The sequence below is a fragment of the Pseudomonas sp. LBUM1656 genome, from assembly GCF_059716065.1.
The window spans coordinates 2,893,810-2,907,207 of record NZ_CP166800.1 but is presented as its reverse complement, the minus strand read 5'-3'; the positions used below and the strand labels follow the sequence as shown (position 1 = coordinate 2,907,207).

The window sequence follows — 13,398 nt, the reverse complement described above, 5'->3', positions numbered from 1 at the left end:
GCGGGCTTGCTCGCGAAGGCGGAGTATCAGTCAACATCAACGTAGGCTGACACACCGCCTTCGCGAGCAAGCCCGCTCCCACAGTGGAATGGGTGTCAGTCCATTAGCCCCCATTCCCCGGAGGACGATTGAGGCGGCGGTGACGAATCGCTGTGCAACTTCAGCCTCAGGCGCAAATTGTTCACCGAATCTGCATGTTTCAACGCTTCTTCCTCATTGATCGCCCCTTCGACAACCAACGCGTACAGCGCACCGTCAAACGTCTGCATCCCCAATTCCAGCGATTTCTCCATGATCCCCTTCAGCTCGGCAAACTCATTGCGCCGGATCAGGTCACCGATGGTCGGTGTCCCGAGCATCACTTCCACCGCCGCCCTGCGTTGACCATCACGGGTATGCACCAATCGTTGGGAAACGAACGCTTTCAGGTTGTTACCCAGGTCATGCAGCAACTGCGTCCGCCGCTCTTCCGGGAAGAAATTGATGATGCGGTCCAGCGCCTGATTGGCGTTGTGCGCGTGCAACGTAGAGATCACCAGATGACCGGTATCGGCGAACGCCAGTGCGTGTTCCATGGTTTCGCGGTCGCGGATTTCGCCGATCAAGACGACGTCCGGTGCCTGGCGCAGGGTGTTTTTCAACGCGGCATGAAAACTGCGGGTGTCGACGCCGACCTCACGCTGGTTGATGATCGACTTTTTGTGCCGATGGATGTATTCGATCGGGTCTTCGATGGTGACGATATGGCCACTGCTGTGACGGTTGCGGTAATCGATCAGCGCTGCCAGGGAAGTCGACTTGCCGCAATCGGTGGCGCCGACGAACAGCATCAATCCTTGTTTGAGCATCACGGTTTCGAGCAGCACCGCCGGGAGCTTGAGGTCTTCGAAACGCGGGATGTCGAGCTTGATGTTGCGTGCCACGATTGACACGTCGTTGCGTTGCTTGAAGATATTGACCCGAAAGCGCCCGACACCCGCCAGGGAGATCGCCAGGTTCATCTCCAGTTCGCGATCGAACTCCAGACGTTGCTCGGCGTCCATGATGGACACGGCAATGGCCGCGACTTCCCCCGGTTTGAACGGTTGATCGTTCAGCGTTTTGAGCACGCCGTCGAACCGCGCACTGGGTGGCGCGCCGGTGGAGAGATAGAGGTCGGATCCGTTCCGGTCAGCCAGTATCTGCAACAGTGCATCGATTTCCATGGCAAAAAGCACCCGCGAAGCATTCAATGAAAAAATAATGACCCCAAACAGGTCATCCAGCGTCTACCGCCCTGCAAGGATAGTAGACGCCGCCACACCGACTTAAGCGCAGGACAATTTGATGAACGCATCACCGACGGGCAGCGATGCCCAGGCCTTGATCGCCAGACTGGACTGGACACGCACCCCGCTGGGCGCTGCCAGTACCTGGCCACAGAGCCTGCGTACCGCCGTGGACATCGTGATTCATTCACCGATGCCCATGCTCTTGCTGTGGGGACCGCACCTCACGCAAATCTACAACGACGGCTTCGCCCTGCTCGCCGGCAGCAAGCATCCACACGCTTTCGGACAACCGACGCACCAGATCTGGCCAGAACTCCAGGACTTTACCGACCCCATTTACAGCGCCGTACTACAAGGCCAGGTGCGAACCTACAGCGAACAACGCTTTACCTTGCAGCGCGACGAAGGTGATTCCGACTTCTGGCTCGACCTGACCTACAGTCCGATCCGCGACGAAAGCGCTCAGGTCGCCGGAATACTGGTCACCGCCATTGAAACCAATGAACGCCGACGTATCGCGCTGGAACTCGAACAGCGTTCAGCCGCCAGCCTCAAGGCCCAGCACGAAACCGAAGAGCGCCTGCAACTGGCGCTGGCAGCCACCGACGCCGTCGGCACCTGGGATTGGGACATTGGTGAAGACCGCTTCATTGCCGACACCCGCTTCGCCGAACTGCACAACATCGACCCACTGCTCGCCAGTCAGTTGCCCATCAGCGCCTATCTCCAGGCCGTGCACCCGGAAGACCGCGCGATGGTCGCCCGCAGCATCAAACATTCCATCACCCACGGCACCGAATACGCCGAGGAATATCGCCTGCTGCAACCCGGCGGCCACCTGCGCTGGGTGTTTGCCCGGGGTCGATGCTACAAGGACCACCATGGCCGGCCGATACGGTTTCTGGGCGCCGCGCTGGACCTGACCGAACGCAAACTCACCGAGCAAGCCCTGCGCCAGAGCCAGACCGAGTTGCAACTGATCATCAACGCCATGCCCATCCTGATCAGCTACGTGGACAGCGAAGAACGCTTTCGCTTGAACAACGCGGCTTATCTCGACTGGTATGGCCTGACGCCCCAGGAGCTCTACGGCCGGACCATTTGTGAAGTGCTGGGCGAAGAAGCGTATGCCTTGCGCGCCGAACACATCGCCCTGGCACTGACGGGCAAGCCCTGCTGTTTCAGCATCAGCACGCCGCACCGGGACGGCAGCATCCGCCATGCACTGATGAATTATTTGCCGCGCCACGGTGCCGACGGGGCGGTAAATGGTTTCTACATCTTCGTGATCGACGAAACCGAGCGCAAACAGACCGAAGAAGCCCTGCGCAATCTCAACGAAACCCTTGAAGAACGGGTTACCGCCCGTACCCAGCAACTGGCCGAAGCCAACCAGCGCCTGCAAAACGAGATGTTCGAGCGTGAGCGCGCCGAAGACGCCCTGCGCCATGCGCAGAAAATGGAAGCGGTCGGGCAGCTCACCGGCGGCATCGCCCACGACTTCAACAACATGCTGACCGGGATTATCGGCAGCCTCGACCTGATGCAGCGCTACATCGCTGACGGTCGCTCCGCCGAGATTGGCCGTTTTACCGAAGCTGCGGTGTCCTCGGCCAATCGCGCCGCCGCCTTGACCCATCGCCTGCTGGCGTTCTCCCGGCGTCAGTCGCTGGACCGCAAGCCGCTGAATGCCAATGCGCTGGTGCACTCCCTGGAAGATTTGTTCAGCCGCACCAAGGGCGACCACATCGAGCTCAAACTGCTATTGGCCGACGAGGTGTGGCCGGTGAGCACTGACGTCAGCCAACTGGAAAATGCCCTGCTCAACCTGGTGATCAACGCCCGGGACGCCATGCCCGACGGCGGCGAGTTGCTGATCGAAACCGCCAACGTTTACCTCGACGGCAGCGACATCACCACGCTGGAACCGGTCAAGGCCGGGGATTACGTGATGATCGCCGTCAGCGATAACGGCAGCGGCATGACGCCTTCGGTGCTGGCCAAGGCCTTCGACCCCTTCTTCACCACCAAACCCATCGGCCAGGGCACCGGCTTGGGCTTGTCGATGATTTATGGGTTCGCCCAGCAATCGGGTGGGCACGTCAGCCTGTTCAGTTTGCCGGCCAAGGGCACCAGCGTTCGTTTGTACCTGCCGCGGCTGCACGTCACAGAACCGGAAAATGTGCTACTGCCGCTGACGGGCGAGGCGCCGCCGGCGATTGCCGGTGAAACCGTGGTGCTGGTGGAGGACGATCCGGCAGTGCGCATGCTGGTGCTCGACCTGCTCAACGAGCTGGGTTATCACGCCCACGAAGCCGAGGATGCGAAGGCCGCCCTGCCCTTGCTGGAATCGGATCTGCGGGTCGATTTGCTGGTGACCGACGTCGGCCTGCCGGGCATGAACGGCCGGCAACTGGCGGAAATTGCTCGTCAGCACCGTCCCGAGCTCAAGGTGCTGTTCATGACCGGTTACGCGGAGAAAGCCGCCGAGCGCCAAGGCTTCCTGGAAGAAGGCATGGACATGGTGGCCAAACCGTTTTCCATCGACCTGTTGGCGAACAAGATTCGCACGATGATCGGCCAACCGGAGTGAGTTGAGGCATAATCGCGCGCCTCGTTGTCACGACCGTTGCAAGGTATGCCCCATGAAAGCTCAAGCCCGCCACATTCTGGTGAAAACCTCGGAAGAAGCCGAACAGCTCAAACAACGCATCGCCAAGGGCGAAGCCTTTGATGTGCTGGCCAAGAAATACTCCACCTGCCCGTCCGGCAAACGCGGCGGCGACCTGGGTGAAGTGCGGCCTGGGCAGATGGTCGGGGTGATCGATGCGGTGATCTTCAAAAAGCCGTTGCGAGTGGTGCACGGGCCGATCAAGAGCAAGTTCGGGTATCACCTGGTGCAGGTGTTTTACCGGGATTGATTGGGTTGGCTTGAGGGACCCTTCGCGAGCAAGCCCGCTCCCACATTTGGCCGGGGGTGTTCACAAATCATGATTCCACTGGAGATCCAATGTGGGAGCGGGCTTGCTCGCGAACCGACTGCGAAGCAAACGGCCATTCACTGCTTATCTCGGGATGAGTGCTCCTGGCACTTGAATCACCCGACTCGCCAACCGATGCCCCGCTTCAGCCGCCTCAACCGCGCTTCCGCCCTTGAGCCGACTGGCCAGATACGCCGCACTGAACGAATCCCCCGCCGCCGTTGTGTCCACCACCCGCTCGACCTTCTGCGCCGGCACCTCGAACGACTCGCCAGCACAGCGAATCAAACACGCCTCGGCTCCGCGCTTGAGTACCACTTCAGGGGTGCCAATCTGCTCATAAGCGTCAAACACCGCCTCGCAATCGGAAAAATGAAACAGTGCCTGCTCGTCATCAACCGTCAACAATGCCAGATCGACGTAGGGCAAGACGCTGCGATAAGCCGCCCGCGCCTCTTCGACTGACGCCCACAAACGTGGCCGGTAGTTGTTGTCGAAGACAATCCGCGCATCCCGTTGCCGGGCCTCGATCAGGGTCACCAGCAACTTCTCCCGACCTTGCACGCCGAGCACCGCCAGGGTGATGCCGCTGAAATACAGCACATCGTAATCCGGCAGCGCCGCCAGGATCGGCGCGGCGGCTGGCGTGGTGAAGCAATCGCGCACGGCCGCTTCGTTGCGCCAATAGAGGAAGCGACGTTCGCCGGCCGCGTCAGTCTGGATGCAGTACAAACCGGGCAGGCGGCCGGGCAGGCGCTGGACCATGCCGAGCCCGATGTTTTCATCGGCCCAGGTCTGGCACATGGCATCGCTGAAACTGTCGTCGCCCAGCGCGGTGACGTAATCGACGACGCCACTCGTGCCCAGCTCCCGGGACAGGTACACCGCAGTGTTCAGGGTATCGCCACCGAAGCTTTGTTGCAGCGTGCCGTCGGCGCGTTGTTGCAACTCGATCATGCACTCGCCGATCAGGGCGATGCGCGGGGTGTTGGGGCCGAGGGTGTTGATGGTGTTCATTGTTTTTGTCGTCTCTGGTGTTTCTGTGTTGTCTGTGAGGCCGCCTTCGCGAGCAAGCCCGCTCCCACAGGGGAACGCATTCCATTGTGGGAGCGGGCTTGCTCGCGAAGGCCACGCCTCGCTCTCAAGCCTTAGAAACAGGTTTCCATGGTTTCGATGACGTTCAGCTGCTCATCCACCAGACACCCCGTGCGCCACTTGTCGAACGTCAGGCACGGGTGTGAAGTGCCGAACGAAATGATATCGCCCACCCGCAACTCAACCCCCGGCGCCACCGTCATGAACGCGTGCTGGTCCATCACCGCCGTTACCTTGCAGGCGCTGACATCGTCGCCGTTCGCAGGCACCATGCCGGCCTTGTAACGCAGCAGCGGCACCGGCAAACCTGCGTCATAGGCCACGTCGCGTTTACCCAGGGCGATCACCGCAAAACCCGGTTCCGGCAGCGATTGCACATGCGCCCAGACTTCCAGCGCCGGACGCAGGCCTTCGTGCAGATCGCTGCGCCGGTCGAGCACGCAGCATTGCGCTTCCTTGTAGATGCCATGGTCGTGGGCCACGTAGCTGCCGGGGCGCAACACGCTGAGGAAACGCCCACCCGCGTTCTGCGCTTCGAATTCCTCGGCAATCAAGTCATACCAGGCCGAACCCGAGGCGGTGATGATCGGCTTGGGAATCGCAAACGCGCCGCTGTCCTGCAACTGCACGGCCAAGCGCACCAAAGATCCCGCGAATGCGCGGATGCCCGTGACGGCATGATCACCGTGGATCACGCCTTCGTAGCCTTCGATACCGGTCAGCGCCAACGAAGGTTGCGCGTTGATGGCTTTGGCCAGAGCGATGACTTCATCTTCAGTGCGGCAACCGCAACGCCCGCCGACCACGCCGTACTCGATCATTACGTTCAGGCGCACACCCCGCGAGGCGAAATACGCGCCGAGGTCTGCGACGTTGTCCGGGTGATCGACCATGCAATGGAAGTCTAAGGTCGGGTCCGCCAGCAGATCGGCGATCAGCGCCATGTTCGGGGTGCCGACCAATTGGTTGGCCATCAGCACTCGACGCACGCCATGGGCGTAGGCCGCACGGGTTTGCGTGGCGCTGGCGAGGGTGATGCCCCAGGCGCCGGCGTCCAGTTGGCGGCGGAACAGCGCCGGGGTCATGCTGGTTTTGCCGTGGGGCGCGAGTTCGGCGCCGCTGTTGCTGACAAACGCCTGCATCCAGCGAATGTTGTGCTCCAGCGCTTCGCGGTGCAGCACTAGCGCAGGCAGGCTGACGTCGCGTACCAGGTTGGCGCCGGTCTGGGCAAAGCCCTTTTCCACGGCGGCAGTGTTTTGGGTAGAAGACATGGTCGAACTCCTCACAGTCGCGGCTGCAGCCAGCCGCTGTTATTCGTTGATACGCCGGGCCAGGCTATTGGCGCTGTCGATCAACACTCGGCGATAGTCGTTGTAATTGTTCTTGGCGTCGTCCCGTGGGGCGACGATGCACAGGGTCGCAATGGCCACGCCGCCGGGGTCTTTGACCGGGGCGGCGAAGCAATGGGTAAAGGTGTCGGCAACGCTATCGAAAGAGAAAAAGCCATCGATGCCGGCCTGACGGATTTCCTTGAGAAACTGCTCCAGCGGCAGACGCTCGCCGTCGGGCAGAATGAAGTCATCGTGGTCGATCAGGTCGACGATCTCCTGGTCGCTCAAGTGCGCCAGCAGCAGGCGCCCGGACGCGGTCCAGGGGATGGGCGCGTTCTCGCCGATGTCTGAGGAAATGCGGAAATGCCGCTCGCCCTCTTTCATCAGCGCCACGGTGTATTTGCGTCCGTTGAGCAGGCACATCTGCGCGGTTTCATGGGTCTGGCTGACGATTTCCTGCAAGGCGTGATCGGCCTCGCGAGTCAGGTCGAAATGACGCAGATGCGCCTGCCCGAGGAAGTACAGCTGACGGCCAAGGTAGACGTGACCGTCCTTGCCCACGGGTTCGAGAATGCGTCGCTCCAGCAGGGAAGCAACCAGTTCGTAGATCGTGGATTTCGGGCTGTCGATGCCGCTGGCGATTTCATTCGGGCGCAGCGGTTTGCCGACTTCCTTGAGGAAATCGAGGATATCGAACGCCCGGTCCAGACCGCGAGCCCGGCGCTTGATGGTGTCTTCGGTCATGTCATCAGGTTCCCATTCAAAGTGGCCGGGAGTTTACCGCTAATGATCGTTCCCACGCTCCGCGTGGGAATGCAGCCAAGGACGCTCTGCGTCCCAGAAGCGGACGCGGAGCGTCCAGTGAGGCATTCCCACGCAGAGCGTGGGAACGATCAGTGCTCAGGTTCAGGCCTTTTTCTTGTACGCGATGCAGTCAATCTCAACCTTGCAATCGACCATCATGTTCGCCTGCACACAGGCCCGGGCCGGTGCGTGCTCGCTTTTGAAGTACTCGGAGAAGACCTTGTTGAAACTGGTGAAATCCCGCGGATCCTCCAACCACACACCCGCACGCACCACATCTTCCAGGCCATAACCGGCCTCTTCCAGAATCGCGATCAGGTTTTTCATGGTCTGGTGAGTCTGCTCGACGATGCCGCCGACAATAATCTCGCCATCCAGCGCCGGCACCTGGCCAGAAACGTGCAGCCAGCCATCGGCTTCAACGGCGCGGGCGAAAGGACGAGGCGTACCGCCAGCGGCGCTGCTGCCGGTGCCGTAACGAGTAATGCTCATGAGTGTTTCTCCTGATTGAAAAGATAAAAATTAAAACCGCGTGTTCTTGAGGAATTCAGCCAAACGCGGTGATTGAGGACGTTCGAACAGTTCCTTGGGAGGCCCCTGCTCTTCGATGCGCCCCTGATTCATGAAAACGATCTTGTCCGACACCTCGAAGGCAAAACGCATCTCGTGGGTGACCAGCAACATGGTCATGCCTTCATCGGCCAGGCCCTTGATCACGTTCAGCACTTCGCCGACCAGTTCCGGGTCGAGGGCCGAGGTCACTTCGTCGAACAGCATCAGGCTCGGGTTCATCGCAATCGCCCGGGCAATCGCCACGCGCTGTTGCTGACCGCCGGACAACTGACCGGGATAGTGATCGCGTCGCTCCAGCAAGCCGACCCGTTCCAGCCATTTTTCCGCCAGCGCCACGGCTTCGTCCTTGTGCAGCTTCTTGACCTTGAGCAAGCCGAGGGTGACGTTCTGCAACGCGGTCAGGTGCGGGAACAGGTTGAACTGCTGGAACGCCATGCCGGTCATCGCACGATGCCGAGCGATGACTTTTTCCGGGTGACGCACGCGCTTGCCGTTGACCTCGTCATAACCGATGGACTCGCCATCGAGCACGATCTGCCCGCCCTGGAATTCTTCGAGCATGTTCACGCAACGCAGCAGCGTGGTCTTGCCCGAGCCGCTGGAACCAATCAGCGTGACCACGTTGCCGCGCTGCATGGTCAGGTCGACGCCCTTGAGCACTTCAAGCTTGCCGTACTGTTTGTGCAGGCCGCGAATGTCCAGCAGGGCCTGGTTTTGTGTCGAAACTTGAGGTTGAGTCATGGCAAGGCCACCCGCTTTTCAATGTGCCGGCCGAGTAATTCGATGGCGTAGTTGATGACGAAAAACAGAAATCCGGCGAACAGGTAAAACTCCAGCGTCATGAAGGTGCGGGCAATAATCTGCTGCGTGCTGAGCAGCAATTCCGCCACACCGATGACCGACAGCAAGGTCGAGGCCTTGACGATCTCCGTGGAGGAGTTGACCCAGGTCGGCAGGATCTGCCGCAACGCCTGGGGCAACAACACGTATCCGAGGGATTGATAAAAAGTCAGGCCGATGGCCTTGCTCGCCTCCATCTGACCGCTGGGCAACGCTTGCAGCGCGCCGCGCACGATCTCGGCGACGTGGGAGCCGCAAAACAGCGTCAACCCCAAGGCACCGGCCTGGAACGCACTGATCTGCCAGCCCAACGCGGGCGCCATGTAAAAGCAGGCCAGCACCAGCACAAACACCGGCGTGCCGCGAATAATATCCACGTAGAACCGGAACGGTGCGCGCATCCAGAACTTGCCGTAGGTCAGCACCAGACCAGCGACAATGCCGACTATCGTGCCCAGCAAAATGGCCAGGGCCGAAACCTGCACACTCGTCAGAAAACCTTGCCACAGCACTTCGCGGGCAACCCATAACTCATGCAACCAACTGGGTGATTCGTACATGGGGCCTCCTATCGGCGGATCGCCAGACGCTGTTCGAGGTAACGCAGCATCATGGCAATGAGGTAACAGGCCGCCACATAGAGCGCTGTGGTCACCATCCAGGTTTCGATCACCCGGTAGCTCTCGACATTGATCTTGCGCGCGTAATAGGTCAGCTCCGGCACCGCAATCGCGGCGGCCAGCGAGGTGTCCTTGAACAGCGAAATGAAGTTGTTCGACAAGGCCGGCAGCACATTGCGCAGCATCACCGGCACGGTGACGTACGCCTTGACCTGCCATTCGCCGAGACCGATGGCCAGCCCGGCTTCACGCTGTCCTTTCGGGATGCTCAACAAGCCGCCGCGGAATACTTCAGTCAGGTACGCCCCGGCATACAGCGACAGCGTGATGATGAACGACGGGATCTTGTCCAGCCGGATCCCCAGGCTCGGCAAGGCGAAGTAGATCAACAGAATCAACACCAGAATCGGCGTGTTGCGGATCACCGTCACATACACCGACGCCAGCACCCGCAATGCGCGGTGCTTTGACAGCAAAGCAAACGCCATCATCAGGCCGATCACGCAACCGATGGCGATCGACACCAGCGCCAGTTCGAGGCCCAGACCGAGCCCCGCCAGCAAGGTGTCGAAATCGCGCCACACGGCGGCAAAGTTCAACTGATAGTTCATGGTCAGCAGTACCTTGAACGGGGCGATTCATCACCGCCCCGCTCTCACGGGATCATTTGAATTCGACAGGGAAACCGATGGCCGGGGTCGGCAGATCGACACCGAACCACTGCTTGAAGGACGCCGCGTAAGTCGGGAATTCAACTCCCGTCATGGCTTCATGCAAGGTGGTGTTAACGAAGTTCAGCCAGTCCTGATCGCCGCGTTTGACCGCGCAGGCGTAGGTCTGAGGGCTCCACGCATAAGCCGGGCTGCGATAGCGGCCAGGGTTCTGCACCATCAGGTATTTCACCGACGACTGATCGGTAGCCGCCGCATCGGCACGGCCGGAGTTGACGGCCTGATACATCAAATCAACGCTGTCGTACTGATCGACCTTGGCTTTGGGCAAGGCCTGATGCACCAATTCTTCGGCGTACACGTTCTGCAGCACCGCCACGGTCACGCTGTCGTCGGCGGCCTTGAGGTCTTCGATTTCCTTGTACTTGCTGTTGGCCGGCAACAGCAGGCCGACGCCTTCGCGGTAGTACGGCAGGGTGAACGCCACCTGCTGCGCACGGCTGGCGGTCACGGTGATGAACTGGCAACTGATGTCGACCTTGTCAGTCAGCAAGTTGGGAATCCGCGCATCGGAGGACTGCACCACGAACTCGACCTTGGTCGGGTCGTTGAACAACCCCTTGGCAATCATTTTCCCGATATCGATATCAAATCCCTGCAACTTGCCGTCCGCTCCCTGGAAGTGCCACGGCGCATTGGTGCTGCCCGTGCCCACAAGCAGTTTCCCGCGGGCCAGCACGCTATCGAGCTTGCTGTCCGCCGCCTGGGCCACGCCCATGGCAGCAGCCGAAGCTGCAACAAGAAAAACACACGCTTTAAACAAGGAAGGTCGGCGATGCATGGCAAGCACTCCAGGGTGATGTTTATTCCGCTATACCGGACGTCGGTATGTAACAACGGAATAGACAGCAGAAAGTGTGCCACAGGTTGTGGGGGGTGTGTTGGGGAGATTGAAAACTGTTTTGAATCAAATGGATGGACAAAAATGAAAAACGGACGTTACCAAACGCACAGGTGAATGAACGCTACCGTTGGCTACAACGGTTCGGGTACTTGCACCACATTCGCAAAGAAGCGATTCAAAATGGAGCAGCGGGTTACCTGTAATTTCTGACAGTAGACCGACCTGCCTCGCTCCTTTACCGTCGACACACTCTTCAATGCACAGTGAAAAAAGGAGGTTTCAATGCGCTCGGCAAACACCCACAACGCGCTGGCTCCGGTCTACCGCAAGGCCCTGAAAACCTGGCGCCCGGTGATTTTGTATTTCGGCAGTCCGCACTGCCCAGCCTGCGATTGGGCCGGGCCGATCTTTCGCCAGATCGCCGAGGCTTATCGGCATCACGCGCACATCTACATGCTGGACACCAATGAATCGCCTCGGCACCCGAAAGTCAACGGCACCCCGACAGTGCTGTTTTACAAAGACGGGAAGCTGCTGAAAAAGCTCAAGGGCATCGGCAATGAGCAAACCCTGCAGGAAGACTTCGCCAGGCACATCGGCAAGGTGAAACCGGCAACAGTGGCCCGTAAGCCGGTTCACGATCTGGCGTGGTTACGCCAGACCCTGCGCAGAATTCGCACTGTTCCTCGGGCGCACACGTTGATCGGAGTTTGAGAGATGATCGTTCCCACCCACGGGAACGATCTAAACCGCGCGCACCAGCAACACCCGCGTCACCCGCCGCTCCTCAACCGCCGCCACCGTGAGCCGCCAGCCTTCCCACTCATGGCTGTCACCGATCATCGGCAGGCGATCCAGCAGGCTGACCACCAGCCCGGCCAGGGTTTGATAGTCATCGGTAGGCGCTGCCGCAAAACCGGTCCGCTGTCGCACCCGCGCCAGGTTCAACGCGCCGCTGACCATGAAGCCACCCTGCTCCTCGACCACATCCGGACCCTCGATTTCGCTGGCATCCGGCAACTCGCCGGCAATCGATTCGAGAATGTCAGTCATGGTCAAGACACCGACAAAATCACCGAACTCATTGACCACGAACGCAATGTGAGTCGAGGCTTTGCGCATCTGTTCCAAGGCATTGAGGATCGAGTAACTGTCGAGCAAGTTGATGGTCTTGCGCGCCAGAGAATCAAGACCGGGTTGGTTGCCGGCCAGGTATTCCTTGAGCAATTCCTTCTTGTGCACGAAACCCAGCGGCTCATCCACCGCGCCATCGCGAATCAGCGGCAGGCGTGAATAGGACGAATTCATCAGGCGCGTGCGAATGGTTTCGGCATCATCGGACAGGTCAATGTGATCGACATCGGCGCGCACCGTCATCAAGGTGCGGATCGGGCGCTCGGCGAGTTGCAGCACACCACTGATCATCACCCGTTCGCGCCGGTCGAACAGACCTGTGCCCGGTGCTTCAACGTTGTCCAGCAGGTCGGCAATCTCCTCGCCAACCTCTTCCACCGCGAGCGTGCGGCCACCCAGCAAACGCATCACGGCGTGGGCCGTGCGCTCACGTATCGGTCGCAGACCCTGCATCGATTTTTTACGGCGAGCCCGGGCAATCTGGTTGAAGATCTCGATCAGGATCGAGAAACCGATGGCCGCATACAGATAGCCCTTCGGAATGTGGAACCCCAAGCCTTCAGCGGTCAGCGCGAAGCCGATCATCATCAGAAAGCCCAGACAGAGCATGATCACCGTCGGGTGTTCATTGACGAAACGGGTCAGCGGCTTGCTGGCGACGATCATCAGGCCGATGGAAATAATCACCGCGATCATCATCACGGCCAGTTCATCGACCATGCCCACGGCGGTAATCACCGCATCCAGAGAGAACACCGCATCGAGCACCACGATCTGCGCCACGATCGGCCAGAACATCGCATAAGTTGCGTTAGAAGTGCGCTGGCCGACATGGCCTTCGAGTCGCTCGTGCAATTCCATGGTGGCCTTGAACAACAGGAACACACCACCGAACAGCATGATCAAATCGCGGCCGGAGAAGCTCTTGTCGAACACCTCGAACAACGGCTGAGTCAGGGTCACCAGCCACGAAATACTCGCCAACAGGCCCAGGCGCATCAGCAACGCCAGGGACAAACCGATGAGCCGCGCACGGTCGCGTTGTTCGGGCGGCAGCTTGTCGGCCAGGATGGCGATAAACACCAGGTTGTCGATGCCCAGCACCAGCTCCAGCACAATCAGAGTCAACAGGCCCAGCCATGCGGTGGGGTCAGCTATCCATTCCATAAAAACG

Annotated in this window: 13 protein-coding genes; 3 read left to right on the top strand and 10 right to left on the bottom strand. The window is 59.9% G+C overall.

Annotated elements, in window-relative coordinates; all coding sequences use genetic code 11:
* Positions 1-95 precede the first annotated feature (95 nt).
* A complete protein-coding gene (locus ACA072_RS13265) occupies positions 96-1,205 on the bottom strand; it encodes a PilT/PilU family type 4a pilus ATPase (protein WP_497624697.1) in 1,110 nt (369 codons plus the stop codon).
* A gap of 121 nt (positions 1,206-1,326) precedes the next feature.
* Between ACA072_RS13265 and ACA072_RS13260 the strand changes: the two genes are divergently transcribed.
* Together ACA072_RS13260 and ACA072_RS13255 are read left to right on the top strand one after the other, a co-directional pair.
* Positions 1,327-3,864 carry a hybrid sensor histidine kinase/response regulator gene (locus tag ACA072_RS13260; RefSeq protein ID WP_497624696.1) on the top strand — a complete coding sequence of 846 codons (2,538 nt, stop codon included), beginning with the start codon at positions 1,327-1,329 and terminating at the stop codon, positions 3,862-3,864.
* A gap of 52 nt (positions 3,865-3,916) precedes the next feature.
* The gene (locus ACA072_RS13255; protein ID WP_007898282.1) at positions 3,917-4,192 is read left to right on the top strand and encodes a peptidylprolyl isomerase; all 276 of its coding nucleotides are present in this window, start codon (positions 3,917-3,919) and stop codon (positions 4,190-4,192) included.
* A gap of 144 nt (positions 4,193-4,336) precedes the next feature.
* Here ACA072_RS13255 and ACA072_RS13250 read toward each other — a convergent pair whose 3' ends face one another.
* From ACA072_RS13250 to ACA072_RS13215, 8 genes are all read right to left on the bottom strand, one after another.
* The gene (locus ACA072_RS13250; RefSeq protein ID WP_497624695.1) at positions 4,337-5,269 is read right to left on the bottom strand and encodes a sugar kinase; all 933 of its coding nucleotides are present in this window, start codon (positions 5,267-5,269) and stop codon (positions 4,337-4,339) included.
* 131 nt (positions 5,270-5,400) lie between these two features.
* The gene (locus tag ACA072_RS13245; RefSeq protein ID WP_497624694.1) at positions 5,401-6,618 is read right to left on the bottom strand and encodes an amino acid deaminase; all 1,218 of its coding nucleotides are present in this window, start codon (positions 6,616-6,618) and stop codon (positions 5,401-5,403) included.
* A 39-nt stretch (positions 6,619-6,657) separates the two neighbouring features.
* Positions 6,658-7,422 carry an IclR family transcriptional regulator gene (locus ACA072_RS13240; protein WP_497624693.1) on the bottom strand — a complete coding sequence of 255 codons (765 nt, stop codon included), beginning with the start codon at positions 7,420-7,422 and terminating at the stop codon, positions 6,658-6,660.
* 162 nt (positions 7,423-7,584) lie between these two features.
* Positions 7,585-7,974 carry a RidA family protein gene (locus ACA072_RS13235; RefSeq protein ID WP_497624692.1) on the bottom strand — a complete coding sequence of 130 codons (390 nt, stop codon included), beginning with the start codon at positions 7,972-7,974 and terminating at the stop codon, positions 7,585-7,587.
* A gap of 30 nt (positions 7,975-8,004) precedes the next feature.
* A complete protein-coding gene (locus tag ACA072_RS13230; RefSeq protein WP_077747698.1) occupies positions 8,005-8,796 on the bottom strand; it encodes an amino acid ABC transporter ATP-binding protein in 792 nt (263 codons plus the stop codon).
* On the bottom strand, positions 8,793-9,455 hold the full coding sequence (locus ACA072_RS13225) for an amino acid ABC transporter permease (RefSeq protein WP_497624691.1): 663 nt from the start codon (positions 9,453-9,455) through the stop codon (positions 8,793-8,795). The genes ACA072_RS13230 and ACA072_RS13225 overlap by 4 nt, the downstream gene beginning before the upstream one ends.
* 8 nt (positions 9,456-9,463) lie before the next feature.
* Complete coding sequence (locus ACA072_RS13220) at positions 9,464-10,126, bottom strand: amino acid ABC transporter permease (RefSeq protein WP_109636084.1); 663 nt, start codon at positions 10,124-10,126, stop codon at positions 9,464-9,466.
* A gap of 52 nt (positions 10,127-10,178) precedes the next feature.
* Complete coding sequence (locus ACA072_RS13215; RefSeq protein WP_497624690.1) at positions 10,179-11,027, bottom strand: transporter substrate-binding protein; 849 nt, start codon at positions 11,025-11,027, stop codon at positions 10,179-10,181.
* Positions 11,028-11,372: 345 nt separating this feature from the next.
* Here ACA072_RS13215 and ACA072_RS13210 point away from each other — a divergent pair, with 345 nt between their 5' ends.
* Positions 11,373-11,804 (top strand): thioredoxin family protein, encoded by a 432-nt coding sequence (locus ACA072_RS13210; RefSeq protein ID WP_497624689.1) that lies wholly within the window; start codon positions 11,373-11,375, stop codon positions 11,802-11,804.
* A 30-nt stretch (positions 11,805-11,834) separates the two neighbouring features.
* Here ACA072_RS13210 and ACA072_RS13205 read toward each other — a convergent pair whose 3' ends face one another.
* A complete protein-coding gene (locus ACA072_RS13205; protein WP_497624688.1) occupies positions 11,835-13,391 on the bottom strand; it encodes a TerC family protein in 1,557 nt (518 codons plus the stop codon).
* Positions 13,392-13,398: the final 7 nt, after the last annotated feature.